Source organism: Virgibacillus sp. SK37 (assembly GCF_000725285.1).
GTDB lineage: Bacteria > Bacillota > Bacilli > Bacillales > Amphibacillaceae > Virgibacillus_Q.
Window position 1 is genome coordinate 3,435,905 of the sequence record NZ_CP007161.1, and the last position, 17,630, is coordinate 3,453,534.

Consider the following 17,630-nt stretch of genomic DNA (forward strand, 5'->3'; position numbering starts at 1 on the left):
GTAAGCTTACGTTGATTACTATTTATTTTTATTGGAGGATTCTACAAGAATGATTAATGTAACTAACGTTAGTTTACGATATGGTGATAAAAAGTTATTTGAAGATGTAAATTTAAAGTTTACACCTGGTAACTGCTATGGGCTAATAGGTGCAAATGGAGCCGGAAAATCTACATTTCTAAAGATTCTCTCTGGTGAAATTGAGCCACAATCAGGTGCTGTTTCTTTGTCTCCAGGTGAAAGATTAGCAATACTAAAGCAGAATCACTTTGAATATGAAGAACATCAAGTACTCGATACTGTCTTAATGGGACATGAAAAGCTTTATTCCGTTAAACAAGAGAAGGATGCCATTTATATGAAAGGCGATTTTTCTGAAGAAGATGGTATGCGTGCTGCTGAATTAGAAGGTGAATTTGCTGAAATGAATGGTTGGGAAGCTGAATCAGATGCAGCTGTGCTCCTTAAAGGGCTTGGTGTTGATGAATCCCTCCACATGACGAAGATGGCTGATTTGTCTGCAGATCAAAAGGTAAAAGTACTTTTGGCCCAGGCTTTATTCGGTAATCCAGATATCCTTTTACTTGATGAGCCTACTAACGGACTTGATATTCAAGCAATCCAATGGCTGGAAGAATTTCTAATTAACTTTGAGAACACTGTCATTGTTGTATCTCATGACAGACACTTTTTAAATAAAGTATGCACACATATTGCAGATGTTGACTACGGAAAAATCCAAATCTACATCGGTAACTATGATTTCTGGTACGAATCAAGCCAGTTAGCTGCAAAAATGGCGCAGGAAGCCAATAAAAAGAAAGAAGAAAAAATTAAAGAGCTGCAATCCTTTGTTGCACGATTTAGTGCTAATGCCTCTAAATCGAAGCAAGCAACTTCGCGTAAAAAATTACTTGACAATATCACCCTTGATGACATTAAACCTTCATCCAGAAAATATCCGTATATTTCCTTTACCCCCGAACGTGAAATAGGTAATGATTTACTTCGTGTCGAAGGTCTTACCAAAACAATTGGCGGGAAAAAAGTATTGGATAACGTAAGCTTTACAATGAACAAGGATGACAAGATAGCGCTTGTTGGAAAAGATGATATTGCCAAAACCACCTTATTCCGAATTTTGATGGGTGAAATTGAGCCAGATGCAGGAACCTATAAATGGGGAGTAACTACATCACAATCTTATTTCCCTAAAGATAATGCTGCTTATTTCGAAAATAATGATATGCCATTGGTCGATTGGTTACGTCAATACTCACCGGAAGACGAAACGGAAACATTCCTTCGTGGCTTCCTTGGCAGAATGTTATTCTCTGGTGAACAAGCCTTGAAAAAAGCAAACGTATTATCAGGTGGAGAAAAAGTCCGCTGTATGCTATCTAAAATGATGTTGAGTAATGCCAATGTCTTGTTACTTGATGAACCAACAAACCATTTAGATCTGGAGTCTATCACTGCATTGAATAATGGTCTTATTAAATTTAAGGGCTCTATCTTATTCACGTCTCATGACCATCAATTTGTTCAGAGTATCGCTAATCGTCTGATTGAGATTACTCCAAACGGAATTATTGATAAAGAAATGAGCTACGATGAATACGTACAGGATAAACAACTACAGAAAAAAATAGCTGAAATGTACGCTAGTTAATTTAAAATAGCGCTCCTCTTAGTGAGGAGCGTTTTTTTGATGGGGCTATGGAAATGTTGGGCAGTTCACGTTAATTCATTCAAGTCCATTTCTGGGGAGTAGGAAGAAACTGCGACGTAACTTTATTGATGAAAAGCTCAGTAAAATATTTGAGGGGAAGTGCCCCATTGATTTCCGTTTCAGGCGGACGCTTTCCGCCGGCATGGCCTCAGCCGCTTCCTCCGCTACGCTCCGTCCAGGGTCTTCGCCTCATGCTATTCCGGCAGGAGTCGCCGCCCTCCACTCCAATCAATTCGTAACTGCTTTAAACTATAAATAACTAGTTATTATCTAACAACTTTACTAGTGAAGGAAAAACACGAAGACTCCTCGGAAAGAAAAAACATCTTTCCTTCGTGCGATGCACAATTCGCTGAAGCCTTCCTTGTCCTGTGGGAAAAGCAACAGCTGAAGATCCCACAGGAAGTGGTTTTCTTCCGAGGAAGCTGAAGCGTTGCCCATGCAAAGCGAAGTGTATTTTCCGAAGCGGCCGCTTAAACTACTACCAAGTTACGTCGTAGTTTATCTATATTGTGAATTATTGTTAATTCTCAAGATATTTCTTGGTATCTAAAAAAGCGCCCTTTTACAGGACGCTTTTTACTTATTTCTCACGAATTTTTTCCAACATATCTTTTGTCATTTTATCAATGTCATATTCTGCTTTAAATCCCCACTCGCTTTTTGCCGCAGAGGAATCAATACTATTTGGCCAGCTGTCAGCAATGTTTTGTCGAACAGGATCAACGTTATATGTCAGTTCAAACTCAGGGATGTGTTTCTTGATAGCTTTTTCAAAATCCTCTGGTGCTGCAGAAATTGCAGATATATTAAATGCATTGCGGTGCTTCAACTTCGCAGGATCAGCTTCCATTAAATCAACAATTGCATTCAAAGCATCTGGCATATACATCATATCCATATATGTACCTTTACCAATGTAAGAGCTGTATGCTTTATTTTTAATAGCTTCATAATAAATTTCTACAGCATAATCTGTCGTACCACCACCCGGAGGCGTTACATAAGAAATCAATCCAGGGAATCGTACACCCCGTGTATCCACGCCAAAACGATGATGATAATAGTCTGCCAATAGCTCTCCAGCCACTTTATTAACACCATACATGGTATTTGGTCGTTGTAACGTATCCTGAGGGGTATTATCTTTTGGTGTTGAAGGTCCAAATGCACCAATGGAGCTAGGAGTGAAGAACTGTAAATTAAGCTCATGTGCCACTTCTAACGCATTAACAAGACCACCCATGTTAATATCCCAAGCTATTTTAGGGACAACTTCTGCCTTGGCTGAAAGTAGTGCAGCTAAGTGCATAATGGTATCAACCTTATGCTCTTTTGCTACCTCCATTAATCGGTCTCCATTCGTGACGTCTGCAATCTCAAATGGTCCTGCATCACGGATGCCCTCAACTTCTCTTATATCTGCTCCAATTACATTATCTTTTCCATATGTTTTTCTCAGTTTTCCCACAAGCTCGGATCCAATTTGTCCTAGAGCCCCTGTAACTAAAATTTTTCTCATTTCCTAAACCCTTTCTATGTTGAATAGAGAATTGTGTAAACAAATTTAAAAGCCGGAGGGGAATTCCCCCTCACAGCGGACTAAATTAAGCCCATTTCTTTTCCAACTTTTTCGTAAACTGAAATTGCTTTATCAAGCATTTCTTTTGTATGTGCAGCAGTAGGCATATTACGAACACGACCCGTGCCGCGCGGTACTGTAGGGAACACAATTGATTTAGCATAGACTCCTTCTTCAAAAAGACGCTTACTAAATCTTTGTGTATCATTTTCGTCACCAATAATACAAGGAGTAATTGGAGTTTCACTGTTCCCAATATCAAAGCCTAGCTTCTTCAACCCATCCTTTAAATAGTTAGCGTTCTCCCAAAGCTTCTCATTCAATTCCGTGCTTTCCATCAAAAGCTCGACTGCCTTTGTACTAGCTGTTGCATCTGCAGGAGATACAGCTGTAGAAAATAAGAATGGACGTGAGCGTACTTTGAGCCAATCAATCAAATTTGCTTTCCCGGCAACATATCCACCAATAACTCCAATTGCCTTGGAAAGTGTGCCCATTTGGAAATCAACTTTATCCTGTAAACCAAAGTGCTTTACAGTTCCTGCTCCTTTTCCAAGTACACCTGACCCATGAGCATCATCAACATATGTGATTAAATCAAATTCTTCAGCAATCTCAACAATTTCAGGAAGCTTGGCGATATCCCCATCCATGGAGAAAACTCCATCTGTAATTACCATAATTTTATTGTATTGGCCTGATTCTACTGCTTCTTTTGCCTTCAACCGTAAATCTTCCATATCAGAGTGGTTAAAACGGATAATTTTAGCTTTGGATAATCGGCAACCATCAATAATGGAGGCATGATTTAATTCATCAGAAAGAATGGCATCATGTTTATCCATTACTGCAGAAATTGCTGCCATATTACAGTTAAAACCAGATTGGTATGAAATAACCGCTTCTGTGCCCTTGAATTGAGCCAATTTATTTTCTAATTCAATATGAAGATCCAGTGTTCCATTAATTGTACGTACTGCACCAGCTCCAACTCCATGTGAATCTACTGCCTTTTTTGCAACTTCCTTTAAACGATCATCGGTAGCTAGCCCAAGATAGTTGTTCGATGACAAGTTAATTCTTTTTTTCCCGTCGAGTTGAATTTCCGGTCCATTCGCACCCTGTACCGGATCAATTTCATTATATAATCCTCGCTCTTTTAGTTCAGCAATGTTCTCATCTAAAAAGCTATTTAGTGCCTTACTAGTCATATTATTTTTCCTCCTTGTTTGTAAGCGCTTCAATTACATTATCGAGTAAAAATTAGAGCACATAGTTTACATACAGTTTAACATATAGGGTTTAAAATGTTTACTTTATCAAGTTACTCAAAAGAAGTAAAACTATTCATTTTTATCTGATAGTAATTCTCTCAAATTTGTGTTACTTCCTTTCATAAATGTAAGGTTTTTTCTACAAAATATTATAAAAAACGATGGTTATCTACACTTATTTTTATTATAATTGAATTAGTTCTTATTGATGGAGGCATTTAAATGAAGAAAGTTCTGGTTGGTTTGTTTGCGATTATTATTCTCGGCTTTGGAATACTTGGTTATACAGAAATGAACAACGATACAAATGAAATTGTAGATGAAAACTCTCATTCTACTACAATTAAATTATAAAATTATCGCTTGTACGTTTAATATAAATAAAAAAAAGGAAAACATCTTATACATAAATGTTTTCCTTTTTACGTTTATTCGATTATTTAATTGTACGTTTATTCATCTATTTAATTTTATTCAACAATTGTTACTTTTACGTCGTTGCGTACGCCCCAGTTATAAGCTTCATCTTTTGTTGGAACGTGTACGTCAATACGGTTACCTTTAATAGCACCACCGATATCAGCAGCAGTTGCATAACCATAGCCTTCTACATGTACTTTAGAGCCTAAAGGAATAACATTAGGATCCACAGCAATTACTTTTGCATTAGGGTTTGCGTTTAAATCTACACCAGTAGAAGTAATTCCTGAACAACCTGCACAATCAGCAGTATATGCTGTAGCTTTTACAGAAACTGTTTTACCTTGTGGGCTTTCATCAGATTCGTTATCTTCTTGTTTAGAAGCCGCTGATGCTGTGTTCTGTGTATTAGATGACTCAGTTGATTTTTCTTCTTTTTTCGGTGCTGCTTTTTCAGTTTCTTTCTTTTCTACTTTAGTTGCTGGCTTATGACTTTTATCTACGTTGACACCTTTAACAGTCAACTCTTGTCCAACTACAATTAGATCTGAATCTAATTTGTTCCATTCTTTTATATTTTCAATTGATACGTCAAATTCATTTCCAATACTGCTTAGTGTATCTCCTGATTGAACTTCATACATTTCATTGATAAATAGATTTTGTTTTGGATGAATTGTAGTAGATTTCAATTCATTGATAGCTACTAAATCTTCAACAGTTGTATTATATTCATTGGCTATTTGCCAAAGATTGTCTCCTTCTTGTACCTGGTATTCCTCCGCTGATACAGTTGATACAGCAGCGCCAGCAATAATGATGCCTGTAGCGAATGAAGCTAATAATTTTTTCATTCGATAGTCCCTCCTTCAATTTCTGACATTGCCTATACTATCACATGGATACAGGCAATGCAGTTACAAGACTTTTAAGTGTATGTTACAAGCATTACCACTTTTAATACTTTTATTACAAATGTAATAGATTTGTGATAAAAGACCGATAGATTTCCAATTTATAGCACAAAAGTCACAAAAAAGCGATTCTGTAATAAAAAAAGCGATATTTTTTTTGAATTACTATTTTTTTCGGCTATTATTCTATAAAACTATTAATAGATTAGAGAAAAAAAGCATTGACAAAGGCTTTTGAAAACAAAATAACTATTAGTCTTGCATCTGCAAAAAACCTAATAAATTAAATTAGTTGATCAATAACATAGACTATTCCTGTTTTGTAAAGAAATAATTTAACTGTATAGTTGGAGGAAAATGCGAAGTAGAGTGGGGACTACCAGCAGGAGAGCAAGCTAATCAGCTGCACACTGAAGTTATCCGCCGGAGAATGAGTTAATCAGCTGCAGAGCGAAGAAATTTGCCTTAGATATTTAAGAGATTTAGGGATTAACTATATTGGATTTTTTTAAAACGGGAGTTTGCAGTCCTACCAAATTAGTTCGCACTTTATCTAAATTGTTATTTAGCTAAGAATGCCAATAAATTTTCGAATTCCATTTTTATCATCTATGAAACAAGAAAAGGACTCTATTTTCGAGTCCTTTTCTTGTTCTTACTAATAATACATGACTAACTATTCACTTCATGAGTAAACTGAGCGCTATAGCTTTATATTAATTAAATAATCCTTTAAAAAAGTTTCCTAAGGAATGGAAAAGTTCACTTAAGAAGTTTGCAACCTTCTCCCAGAAGCTTTGATCCAATCCAAGTTCTTCTGCTTTGTTTTTAATAGTTGACGCAATGTCTTCCAACTGATTTTTCACCTGGTCAAAATCAATGTTTAAGTCTCGCATTTTATCAAAAAGATCTGTGAGCATTTGGCGGTCTGCTTCACTCAAGGAAATTTCCAATTTATCCAATTGCTCCTTCACAATCCGCTCTACATCTTCTTTCGTAGCAGGGTTTTGTTCTGCAATCTGTTTCTTTATGTCTGTCAAAAGCTGACTAACCTTCTCTTGACTCATTCCTTCTTTTTCAGCCAGATCTGTTGCTACGTCAAGTTCTTCATTAGCTAATTCCATTCTTTCCTTATCTAGCTGTTCACCTTCGACATCATACGCTTTGTAAATACCAGTTAAGGCAGAGTGACCACTAACTTTCACAGGAGAAGCTACGTCTACAGTTGCATCTTCTACCCCTGCTGTTAATAATGCGTTTGCATACATTTCCTTTGTTACTTGGGTAATATTATCAGGTGTAACAATATTAACGGTTAAGCCATTTCCTTTTTCCTGTCTTACAATTTTAGCACTGGAAAACATTCTGGAATTAGGGTCACCATCAATATAATTGGCTATGTCTTTCCCTGTGACATTATACTCCTGTACATCTGTTGCTTCCTGTACTTTAAGTAATTCACGAACCTCTGCTCGTTGTGCATCTGTTAACGTATCTCCATAAACGACAATAGGAACGCCTAACTTTTCATTAATGCTGTTAGAATCACTTGCTCCGCTATCTGCAAAAGATGTAGACGCAAGCCCCATAACAAAGCCGATGATGAGGGTCATCATAATAATTATTTTTAATTTCTTTTTCATTTTCATTCTCCTTTGATGTTTATAAACATGTAACTTTTTAAGTAAGTCGCGTTTACTCGTATATTTCAATTGTATGTTTGTCCAAGGTGAATATTGATTATCATCTATTATTATAACTTTTTATTTGCAATATGAATACACATTTGTGTTTTTCATCCAATAGCTAAGCATATATCTTTTGTTCCCTATACAGTTGCGATATATTTAGTGTGTCGAACTATTATATAGAAAGAAGGGTTTGCAAATCAATACAAATTCATTAGTAAAGCGCAATTTAGCAATCATGTGGTTTGCTAACTTTTTTATCGCAGGCAGTATTACGATGGTTCTACCGTTCATCTCATTATATATTGAATCCTTCGGCGATTTTTCAGATGCTTATGTGCAAAATTGGTCTGGTTGGATATTTGCAATTACTTTTGTAACAGCTTTTATATTTTCTCCAATTTGGGGGCGCATCGGTGACAAGTATGGCAGAAAGAAAATCTTAATATTTTCTGCAGTCGGCTTAGGCCTTTCCGTTTTCTTAATGGGGTTTGCTACCTCTGTATGGCAGCTTTTTTTATTACGATTATTTATGGGCATAGTGACTGGCTTCATTCCGATGTCTCAAGCTCTAATTTCTACACAGACACCTAAAGAGATAGCCGGAAGAGTGCTTGGAACATTACAAACAGGTAGCATTACCGGAACATTAATGGGGCCACTTATCGGCGGTTCATTAGCAGATACATTCGGCTATGCAAGTACATTCAAAGGGGTTTCCATAACGGTGTTCCTTTCCGCCATTATTGTTACATTCGGGATAAAAGAAATAAACGTCAAACTATCCTCTAAAGAGAGCGACTATAAACCATATTCCAGCAAAGAAGTAATCTTACACATTGTAAAGAAACCGGTTCTACTTGTTGTCATGTTAATTTCTGTATTAGTTCAAGTAGCACACTTTAGTATTCAGCCAATCCTCTCATTATTTGTTGCTGACATTCATGGGCCTCAAAGCATAGCATTTTTCTCAGGGATGGCTTTTTCAGCTGCGGGGTTAGGTAATTTATTGATGACACGCAGGTGGGGGCGCCTTGGTGACAAAATTGGTTACATTAAAATACTTATATTCCTGCTGTTCATGGCCGGAATTGTATATTTCCCTGGGGCCTTCGTAACTAATATTTGGCAACTAGTTGTATTACGCTTTTTGCTTGGGATTTCCATTGGAGGGATCATTCCAGTCAGAATCGCATATATTCGTCAGGAAGCCCCTCTATCTATGCAAGGTGAGGTGCTCGGATATAACACAAGTTTACGTTTTCTTGGTAACATTATTGGCCCTTCATTGGGAGGTTTCTTGGCAGGATTCTTTGGATTTTCAGCTGTATTCTTTGTGACAAGTGCCTTACTTATTCTTAGTGGGGTTATCATGTTAATTGCTTGGTATAAATATGAATATGAAGGTAAACATTCGCATTCCTTGTCAACCAACAGAAGTTAGCTAAATCTTTAATAGTAATGACAGGACGCGAAACAAACCTTTTTCTCTTTTCCTTCTATGCTGAACTATTGATTTAAACGTAAAAATATGCAAAAATAACAGAGTCTAATTAATAAAAATAAGACAAACTTGTTTACGTAGAAAGAAAGTGATTTATATGGGTATAGTCGTAGTTGAGGTTTGTGACGGCAACGAAATCACTACAATTGATATAGAAGCAATACTGGAAGAAGAGTTTCCTGAAGTCGCTGTTTTAATGAATGAATGCTTATCCTTTTGTGGCTTATGCAGAGTGAAACCATACGCCCTTGTTAATAACAAGCGTGTCTTCGGAAATACGCCAGAGGAATGTCTCGATAAAATTCGTGACGCCATTAAAAAGGAACTAGCTGTATATGAATAACAGCTAGTTCCTTTTAATTTTCTCTGCTATATTATTTCCCGGGTAATAATTTGTCATAATTTGTTGCTACGAGTAACGCAACCGGATATAGTAACTTATAAACTAGCTCTGAAAATAGCTGCTGCATCTTCCTTCGTTAGCTTTTTGAAATTACCGAATTCCGGACTGGCTATTACTGTTCTTTCTGCCATGTCGTCTACGGATTGTTCATCAATAGAATAATCAGCCAAACGAGACGGAGCCTCTATACTATTCCAAAACTCTCTAAGTTTTTGTATTCCTTCGTTTGCAATTTCGAAATCTGTTTTGCCTTCTTGCTCCACTTCAAATACACGGATTGCAAACTGCTTAAATCTACCTACGTTTGTCTCATCAAGCACATGCTTCATCCAATTAGGAAATAGAATGGCAAGACCGCCGCCATGAGGTATGTCATGTATAGCGGAAACAGCATGCTCCAGGTTATGGGAAGCCCAATCTCCTCTAAGCCCCATACTGAGCATATCATTTAAAGCTAACGTTCCACTCAACATGATTGTTTCTCTGTATTCATAATTCTCAAGGTCATTTAATAATTTCGGTGCTGTTTCCATCACAGTTTTTAACACTGACTCACAGAAACGATCTTGAATAGGTGTATTTGTTGCTTGGTGGAAATAATGTTCTAATACATGTGACATCATATCAACCATACCATAGATTGTTTGATCCTTTGGAACAGACACTGTATGTTCCGGATCAAGAATGGAAAATTGTGGAGAAGTATATGGTGAACCCCAACCATGCTTTTCATTCGTTTCCCAATTGGTAATTACAGAGCCTCGATTCATTTCAGATCCTGTAGCCGACAAGGTAAGAATCGTACCAAACGGAAGTGCATCTGTTGCTGCTTCCTTTTTAGTTACAATATCCCACATATCAACATCTGTTTTAGCCCCGGCAGCAATGGCTTTTGTACAATCGATCGTACTGCCGCCGCCAACTGCTAAGAGGAATTCAACGCCTTGCTCTTTACATATTTCAACGCCTTTTCTGACCGTAGAAATTCTAGGGTTTGGTTCTACACCGGATAGCTCCAACACTTCTGCATCTATTTCAGCTAATTTTTTCATTACATTATCATATATGCCGTTTCGTTTAATACTACCTCCACCGTAGACAAGTAATACCTTTTTCCCGTATTTCTCGACTTCCTGTGGCAGAGCATCTATTTGCCCTTTACCAAAAATTAATTTGGTCGGGTTCTGATACGTAAAATTATCCACACATATTGCCTCCTATTACTTGGTGTATACAATAACATCCATTTCTATAAGTACGTCTTTTGGAAGGCGACTTACTTCGACGGTCGCTCTTGCAGGGTAGGGTTCTGTCAAATAGTCTCCATATATTTCATTCACAGTAGCAAAGTCCTCCATGGAGTTTAGGTAAATCGTGAACTTAACTACTTTTGAAAAATCAGTACCTGCTTCTGTTAAAATTGCTTGTAGATTCGCTAACACCTGCTTTGTTTGTTTTTCAATTCCATCCACAACTTCCCCTTTGCTTGGATCAATGCCGATTTGGCCCGAAACATAAACAAAGTCACCTGCCTGAATAGCTTGTGAATATGGCCCAAGGGCAGCTGGTGCGTTATCTGTATGAATTGCTTTCAACATTTACATTCCTCCCATGCATATATTTCTTTCATCATATCATTTCTATACTTAATCTGTCGCTAAACCCTTCTTATATTCCATTACAGATTCAACATAGTATATATCCCCATAGCATGCTTCTAATTTTTTTGCCTCTTCACGTAAACAACGATATTTCTCTTTTTCAGGATCTTCATTATACATTTTTTGGGAGAAAGCTATAGCAGTTTCTTGTGTAAAAGTACCTGTCCTATTTACGGCATAGTCTATAAAACCTCTGCCAAAATTATATGCTTGAACAGCTAATTCTACATCTCCATCCGCTTCTTCTAGTGTTTTAGAAAAGTAATAGACTCCTTGCTTTATGGATACCTTAGGGTCATCTATGCATCCTCTTGACCCACAAAAGCTTTCTGATGCTTGCATCGGATCGTTTCCTCTTCCTCCCGATTCCTGCATCATCATTGCTAATAAAACATGGGTTTTATCAGCTATTCCATACTTTTCCGCATACTTTTTAACAAGTGGTTCATAGGCGATTACCTCTTCACTCACAGATGACTCCTGATTCCAATTGTTCTGTAATGGTTCATAGCTTACCAAGGACAAAAACAGGAGCACCATACATAAGAGAAAAGTTATTAAAAGTGAATGTTTCCATGCCTTTTGTGTTTTCTTTTTATATTTCATATTAATTATTCCTTTTTACAAAAACTATTAAACTACCAACTAGCCATCCATAAATAAAATGGGCTGATAACCAATAAAAGAATGCCATTCCATCGGTAAGCTCAGGGGTGCGGTCAGAGAAACTGGTAGTTAAAAATAATACAGCACCTATTAGTGTATTTATAACAATATAGAGAAGTACTTTTTTTTCACTTTTAAATCTGCTTAATCCGTAATAAAGCACGAAGACAAGAACGATAGAAACAATTAGGTGAAGAATAAATTCTGCTACTGGATGTAATGGAATTTCTTTTAATACAGGTATATAGTCAACATTCATTAGTAGTACGTAAACTTTTTCGGAGCTCCACTTTTCCAATATAAAAAGCAGACCACCGAGAAACAGACCGGATATAATTCCTATGTTAACTAGTTTCCATTTATTCAATACTCTTCCCTCCCTGCTTTTTCACGTGAAAATAATTCCTTCTCTTTCCACTTACCGAATCGATAATACATATAAGCAATCAAGCTACTTACGAGAAAGCTTAACCCCATCCCAATTGCTATACCCATTTCACCAAATAAACCGGACATTATCTCAGCCAGAGGGTAACGCAATAACCAGAAAGATATAATATTTAAAATTAAGACCTGATACATAGCGCCCGAAGCACGGACAATACCATTTAAAATAAAGTTAATCCCAAGAAAAGGGTAGCACAAAGCAATAATAGTTAAATACGTGGTACCAAATTCAACTGCAGCCTTATCCTGAATAAACAACTTTATTCCATATTCAGCAAACAATAGAACACACACACCGACAATTAGCATGATACCTGCGTTATACAACACTCCATACTTGGCGATCTTACGGACTCTTTCCCAGTTATTGCTGCCTATATTTTGCCCGGCCATACTACTAACCGCCGTACCCAATGCATGAGCAGGAAGCATAATTAAACTATCTAATCGCTGCGCAGCACTAAAACCGGCAACTACGTCTCCACCAAAATCAGTTACAGCACTCATTATTGCTGCAACTCCTGCAGCAATTACAGCCATTTGCATACCAGATGGGATGCCTAGATGGAAAATCAGTTTTATTTCTTCCTTTTTAGGAAATTCAGGTATTTGAAAAGGAGCTAGTTTTTTGCGCAGTACATAGGAGACACCAAATATAAATGCACTTCCCTGAGCAAGAATTGTTGCATATGCAGCACCCTTAACGCCTAAATTAAACACAGAAATAAACAAAGGATCCAAAACTATATTTAATAAAACAGCAATCATTACAAATCGAAGGGGTGTTTTACTATCACCTAACGCTCGCAGTACAGTACTGATAAAATTATAACCAAACAAGAAGAGAATCCCAAGAAAATTTAACTGTAAGTAAGCCTTCGCATTAGCCAGCATGGCCTCCGGAGTCCCTACAAGCATAAGAAGAGGCTCTGCCAGCAGAAAACCGAGCAGGCCTAACATAACAGAAAGAATAGTTAAGAGCACCACAAACGCATTTAAGTAACTTCTTAACCCTTCTTGGTGTGACTTCCCCTTTTGCTGTGAGAGTATTGTTAGGGCAGCATTATTCATTCCAATAACGAAGGATAATACGGTAAAGATGATCGTACTGGAGACTGCCACCGCCCCTAACGCGTTTCCCCCAAGCAAATTTCCTATCCATAAACTATCTGCAAACTGATAAGAGGTTTGAAGCAAATTTGTCAGCATAAGTGGACCTGAAAAATATATTAACTGTTTTAGTATATTTCCTTGGGTAAAATTATGCTGATTTGCCATGTTAACAATTCCTTTCTAATAAAATGCTTGAGATCCAACTTAATTATTTTTATATTTGACGAAGAAACCGATCCAATGAGCGTATTTCTATAGCGTTATGATAAACATATTTCTCAAAAAAGCTTGCAATTCATATTTATAGGTAATTCAAACTACCATCTACTTTACCCTTATCTTCCCTGAACATAAACAAAGGTGACCAGAATCTCTGATCACCTTTGCTGTATTCGTGTATTAAGCTTGTGCTCTTGCTTCTTTTGCTTTGTCTTTTTTATCCCGTTTCCAGATGAACTGGAGTGCAATCATAATAATGAATGCTGCTGCACCAAACAAATCGGTGTGTCCCTCTGGATAAATTAAGAGTATTCCTGTTATCACTGCAGCAATCCGCTCAATCCAAGGAAGTTTTCGATACCAATAACCAATTAATCCTGCTCCAATAGCAATCATACCCGTAATAGCAGTGAGTAAAATTAGCAAGATTTCAAAGAAAGTCGTATCTATCATGAGTAATTGCGGTTGCAACACAAACATATATGGAATAATAAAGGCTGCAATTGCTAACTTTGATGCATTTACTCCTGTACGTATCGGTTCGCCACCAGAAATACCTGTTGCCGCAAATGCCGCAAGTGCAACCGGGGGCGTTATATCCGCTACAATACCAAAATAAAATACAAACATATGACCAGCCAATACAGGAATTGCCACTTCCAATTGATCATTTAATGCAAGTATTGCAGGTAAAGCAATTGTAGAAGTAATAATATAATTTGCTGTCGTCGGTGAGCCCATACCTAATATAATAGAAGCAATCATTGTCAGGAACAATGTTAATAGCAACTGAGCTTCTGGTGAACTGGCAATAGACCCTGCAATACTTACAAGACTATTACCCATTTTCAAGCCTAAACCTGTCTTAGTAACTACACCAACGATAATCCCTGCGCAAGCTGTAGCTGCTGCTACTCCTAACGCCGTTCTGGCACCTTCTTGAAGGGCTACAATAAACTTTGCCGGAGTTATTCTTGTTTCCTTCAGGAATAGACTCACTATAACTGTAATTAAAATACCTAGTAATGCTGTTCTTTCAATACTGAATCCCTGAAACAGCAGAAAAACAATAGCAATAATAGGGAGTAATAAATGAAGCTTCTTTAATACTGTTTTTTTGGCAGGAATCTCTTCTTTAGGTAAGCCGTGCAAACCAAGTCTCTTTGCTTCCAGGTGGGTCATAATCCAAATTCCTGAGAAATAAAGCACAGCTGGAATAGTCGCTGCCTTCGCAATTTCCCAGTAGCCTACACCAGCAAATTCAATCATCAGAAATGCAGCCGCACCCATAATTGGCGGCATAATTTGGCCACCTGTTGAGGAGGCTGCTTCAACTGCCCCAGCAAAATTAGGCTTGTAACCAAGCTTTTTCATCATTGGGATAGTATAAGAGCCCGTTGTAACTGTATTCGCTACAGAACTACCAGATATCGTGCCATTTAAAGCACTGGAGAAAATGGCCACTTTTGCAGGTCCACCTGTTCGCTTACCTGCAATAGCAATTGCAAGGTCATTAAAGTAATTCCCTACACCTGTCTGTACTAAAAAAGCACCAAACAGAAGAAATAAAAAGATATATGTAGAAGATACCTGTAGTGGCGTACCTAAAATACCTTCTGTTGTAAAGAACATGGAGTTAATCAGCTGTTCGAGACTCAATCCGCGATGTGCCAGCATACCAGGCATATTAGGGCCAAATAGTGCGTACACCATAAATAATATCGCAATAATTGTTATAGGAAGCCCTACAGCACGTCTCGTACCCTCGAGCACTAGTAAAATAGCAATACCACCGACAACCATTTGTGCTTGAGTAATTCCGCCTATCTGTTGAACTAATGTATCATAAAACACCGGCCAATAAGCACAAACGAGAATAGATAATAATGCAAGAATATAATCATACCAAGCTACCTTTCGTTTGTTCCCTTTTCTTCTCGCCGGAAATAGTAAGAAAATAAGGGTAAGAGCAAACCCTAAATGGACAGTCCGTTGAATATAGGCCGTATATTGGCCAAATGCACCTGTATAAAGCTGAAAAAGGGAAAAAGCCAGCAGCCCGAAAAAGACAATTTTAGCAGCAATGCCACCAAGGTTTCGAGTATTGGATTCAGCATCATATTTTTGTAGTAGTTCCTCTTGATGTACTTCTGTTAGCTGATCTTTTGAATCACTCACGGATTCTCACTCCTTTCAAAAATTGCCAAGTTGATAGATTTTCGACTTTAATTTTAAACCACGCTCCTGGTTTAAAATACTTATTAAAGTACACCATATGTTCATTATCCACGCCCCAAACAAGGCGATTCTCAGAAACTGTCTTTCCATTTCTTACATTCATATATGGAAAGATATTATCCAAGTTCTTCACATGGTATTTACCATCTTCATATACAAACGTTTCCCCTTCTTGCGCATTAGAGGGCATTCCAATTCCAAAGTGCTCATAAACGATCTCATATTGTTTTATTTCATGATTACCAAGCACTTGATACTTTTCAACCACGTCTGTCAGATGGATAGAGTGTTTGAAGATGATCTGAAAGGTATCTTTCTCATCAATCGGTAAGAATGCTTCGATGTGGTTTGTATTTTCTTTATAGAACACCACCGCTGTGCGGAAGGGAACAAATAATAGAAGTACTACAATAATAATGAAAAGAATGGCTACAAAAAGTACTTTTTTATTTTGATAAAACTTCATTTTATTCACCTAGATTACGTTTGTCTTTCATTTAAAAAATGAGTGACCGGCAGCAAACTCCAATAAAGGATTACTAGCCGGCCACGAAACTTATATTTTTTTATCTTTACTTAGACACGCCAACTTCATCAAAGTATTTTTTTGCGCCAGGGTGTAAATCAATCCCAATACCATCCAGCCCAGATTCTTTCGTAATAAACTCCGCTTTAGCATGGGCCATATCACCTGTATTTTCGTAAATTGCTTTGGTAATTTCATACACTGTATCCTCTGAAAGACTGTCAACAACAGCTAGCATTGCAAGTACAGCAACTGTATTCACATCTTCCTTTAAACCATAGGTACCAGATTTAACAGTATCTGCAGCATAGTATGGATACTTTTCAACAAGTGCGTCTACTTTATCCTGTTCAATTGGCACAATGCTAACATCTACTGTAGCAGATAGTCCTTCTACTGCACCAGTTGGAGTTCCAGCTGTAATAAAGGCGGCATCAATGTTGCCATCCTGAATTCCACCAGTGGATTCTCCAAAATCAAGATTTTGTGCTTCAATATCATCCATTGACATATCATGAATTTCAAGAATTTGTTCTGCATTAACATACGTACCTGAACCAGGTGCACCAACAGATACAGTTTTACCCTTCAGATCTTCAACAGATTTAATTCCAGAATCTGCTGTTGTAACAATCTGAATAGTCTCAGGGTATAAAGATCCAATCGCTTGAACATTATCTACAGCTTTACCTTCAAAAGAATTTGTTCCTTCAATTGCATTTGCTACTACGTCTGTCTGTACAAAGGCAAGTTCAGCATCTCCTGCCGCAAGAGCTGCCACGTTATCCGCAGAAGCGTTTGAAGACAGTGCATCTGTTTGGATATCAGTTTCATCTGTAATAATTTTGGCCATTTCTCCACCTAGAGGATAATATGTACCACTTGTGCCCCCAGTAAGCATGCTTAGGAATTTCGGCTTATCCCCACCATCAGAGGAGCCACCCTCTTCTTTCCCTTCCTCACTATCTCCGCCACCACATGCTGCCAACAGCAATGCAAGCGCTAGCATTAATATAAATGAAAACGATTTCTTTTTCATCCATACTCCCCCTTATAATCTTTATTATAGTAAAACTATTTTACCTTTAAAGCTGGTAAGTTGTCAATATAACTTGGGCTAATAGTTAATAATTTAAGAAAAATCTCACTATGAAATAATACTTTTTTACTAATTGTACATAATCTTTATAATAATATGATATTATGAATACAAGCTTTTTTATTACTATTTTAAAGGAGTTGT

At 37.3% G+C, this 17,630-nt stretch carries 16 protein-coding genes; 4 read left to right on the forward strand and 12 right to left on the reverse strand.

The annotated features are described in order from the left end of the window. Positions 1–49 precede the first annotated feature (49 nt). Positions 50–1,672, forward strand: a complete 1,623-nt coding sequence (locus X953_RS16905) for an ABC-F family ATP-binding cassette domain-containing protein (protein ID WP_040956615.1) — start codon at positions 50–52, stop codon at positions 1,670–1,672. 643 nt (positions 1,673–2,315) lie between these two features. Here X953_RS16905 and X953_RS16910 read toward each other — a convergent pair. Both X953_RS16910 and X953_RS16915 read right to left on the reverse strand, forming a co-directional pair. Further along, a complete protein-coding gene (locus X953_RS16910) occupies positions 2,316–3,254 on the reverse strand; it encodes an L-threonine 3-dehydrogenase (protein WP_040956616.1) in 939 nt (312 codons plus the stop codon). Between the two features lie 80 nt (positions 3,255–3,334). After that, positions 3,335–4,525 (reverse strand): glycine C-acetyltransferase, encoded by a 1,191-nt coding sequence (locus tag X953_RS16915; protein WP_019379029.1) that lies wholly within the window; start codon positions 4,523–4,525, stop codon positions 3,335–3,337. A 285-nt stretch (positions 4,526–4,810) separates the two neighbouring features. On the opposite strand from X953_RS16915, the gene X953_RS20415 reads away from it, so the two are divergent. Continuing rightward, positions 4,811–4,942 (forward strand): hypothetical protein, encoded by a 132-nt coding sequence (locus X953_RS20415; protein ID WP_019379030.1) that lies wholly within the window; start codon positions 4,811–4,813, stop codon positions 4,940–4,942. A gap of 116 nt (positions 4,943–5,058) precedes the next feature. Here X953_RS20415 and X953_RS16920 read toward each other — a convergent pair whose 3' ends face one another. Both X953_RS16920 and X953_RS16925 read right to left on the reverse strand, forming a co-directional pair. Beyond that, positions 5,059–5,862, reverse strand: coding sequence for a 3D domain-containing protein (locus tag X953_RS16920; RefSeq protein ID WP_019379031.1), 804 nt, complete (start codon positions 5,860–5,862; stop codon positions 5,059–5,061). A 776-nt stretch (positions 5,863–6,638) separates the two neighbouring features. Next, the gene (locus tag X953_RS16925) at positions 6,639–7,565 is read right to left on the reverse strand and encodes a DUF1002 domain-containing protein (RefSeq protein WP_040956617.1); all 927 of its coding nucleotides are present in this window, start codon (positions 7,563–7,565) and stop codon (positions 6,639–6,641) included. A gap of 244 nt (positions 7,566–7,809) precedes the next feature. Here X953_RS16925 and X953_RS16930 point away from each other — a divergent pair, with 244 nt between their 5' ends. Together X953_RS16930 and X953_RS16935 are read left to right on the forward strand one after the other, a co-directional pair. Further along, positions 7,810–9,054, forward strand: a complete 1,245-nt coding sequence (locus X953_RS16930) for an MFS transporter (protein ID WP_369792746.1) — start codon at positions 7,810–7,812, stop codon at positions 9,052–9,054. 157 nt (positions 9,055–9,211) lie between these two features. Next, positions 9,212–9,457, forward strand: a complete 246-nt coding sequence (locus X953_RS16935; RefSeq protein ID WP_026041403.1) for a DUF1450 domain-containing protein — start codon at positions 9,212–9,214, stop codon at positions 9,455–9,457. 95 nt (positions 9,458–9,552) lie between these two features. On the opposite strand, the gene X953_RS16940 is transcribed toward X953_RS16935, so the two are convergent. The 8 genes from X953_RS16940 to X953_RS16975 form a co-directional block, all read right to left on the reverse strand. Continuing rightward, positions 9,553–10,722: an iron-containing alcohol dehydrogenase gene (locus tag X953_RS16940; protein ID WP_040956618.1), complete on the reverse strand. Its 1,170-nt coding sequence runs from the start codon at positions 10,720–10,722 to the stop codon at positions 9,553–9,555. 15 nt (positions 10,723–10,737) lie between these two features. Then, on the reverse strand, positions 10,738–11,115 hold the full coding sequence (locus X953_RS16945; RefSeq protein ID WP_040956619.1) for a RidA family protein: 378 nt from the start codon (positions 11,113–11,115) through the stop codon (positions 10,738–10,740). 48 nt (positions 11,116–11,163) lie between these two features. After that, complete coding sequence (locus X953_RS16950) at positions 11,164–11,784, reverse strand: lysozyme family protein (RefSeq protein WP_040956620.1); 621 nt, start codon at positions 11,782–11,784, stop codon at positions 11,164–11,166. Position 11,785: 1 nt separating this feature from the next. After that, complete coding sequence (locus X953_RS16955; RefSeq protein WP_040956621.1) at positions 11,786–12,211, reverse strand: hypothetical protein; 426 nt, start codon at positions 12,209–12,211, stop codon at positions 11,786–11,788. Continuing rightward, on the reverse strand, positions 12,208–13,569 hold the full coding sequence (locus X953_RS16960; RefSeq protein WP_019377359.1) for an MATE family efflux transporter: 1,362 nt from the start codon (positions 13,567–13,569) through the stop codon (positions 12,208–12,210). Before X953_RS16960 ends, X953_RS16955 begins: the two co-directional genes overlap by 4 nt. 234 nt (positions 13,570–13,803) lie before the next feature. After that, positions 13,804–15,801, reverse strand: a complete 1,998-nt coding sequence (locus X953_RS16965; protein WP_019377360.1) for a TRAP transporter permease — start codon at positions 15,799–15,801, stop codon at positions 13,804–13,806. Beyond that, positions 15,794–16,327, reverse strand: a complete 534-nt coding sequence (locus X953_RS16970) for a DUF1850 domain-containing protein (protein ID WP_019377361.1) — start codon at positions 16,325–16,327, stop codon at positions 15,794–15,796. The genes X953_RS16965 and X953_RS16970 overlap by 8 nt, the downstream gene beginning before the upstream one ends. Before the next feature lie 106 nt (positions 16,328–16,433). Beyond that, on the reverse strand, positions 16,434–17,426 hold the full coding sequence (locus X953_RS16975; protein WP_019377362.1) for a TAXI family TRAP transporter solute-binding subunit: 993 nt from the start codon (positions 17,424–17,426) through the stop codon (positions 16,434–16,436). Between the last annotated feature and the right edge of the window lie 204 nt (positions 17,427–17,630).

Coding starts and splice junctions, on each gene's coding strand:
- X953_RS16915 (WP_019379029.1), bottom strand. CDS start 4,525: ATGACTAGTAAGGCACTAAATAGCTTTTTAGATGAGAACATTGCTGAA.
- X953_RS16970 (WP_019377361.1), bottom strand. CDS start 16,327: ATGAAGTTTTATCAAAATAAAAAAGTACTTTTTGTAGCCATTCTTTTC.
- X953_RS16925 (WP_040956617.1), bottom strand. CDS start 7,565: ATGAAAAAGAAATTAAAAATAATTATTATGATGACCCTCATCATCGGC.
- X953_RS16910 (WP_040956616.1), bottom strand. CDS start 3,254: ATGAGAAAAATTTTAGTTACAGGGGCTCTAGGACAAATTGGATCCGAG.
- X953_RS16975 (WP_019377362.1), bottom strand. CDS start 17,426: ATGAAAAAGAAATCGTTTTCATTTATATTAATGCTAGCGCTTGCATTG.
- X953_RS16960 (WP_019377359.1), bottom strand. CDS start 13,569: ATGGCAAATCAGCATAATTTTACCCAAGGAAATATACTAAAACAGTTA.
- X953_RS16905 (WP_040956615.1), top strand. CDS start 50: ATGATTAATGTAACTAACGTTAGTTTACGATATGGTGATAAAAAGTTA.
- X953_RS16950 (WP_040956620.1), bottom strand. CDS start 11,784: ATGAAATATAAAAAGAAAACACAAAAGGCATGGAAACATTCACTTTTA.
- X953_RS16920 (WP_019379031.1), bottom strand. CDS start 5,862: ATGAAAAAATTATTAGCTTCATTCGCTACAGGCATCATTATTGCTGGC.
- X953_RS20415 (WP_019379030.1), top strand. CDS start 4,811: ATGAAGAAAGTTCTGGTTGGTTTGTTTGCGATTATTATTCTCGGCTTT.
- X953_RS16945 (WP_040956619.1), bottom strand. CDS start 11,115: ATGTTGAAAGCAATTCATACAGATAACGCACCAGCTGCCCTTGGGCCA.
- X953_RS16935 (WP_026041403.1), top strand. CDS start 9,212: ATGGGTATAGTCGTAGTTGAGGTTTGTGACGGCAACGAAATCACTACA.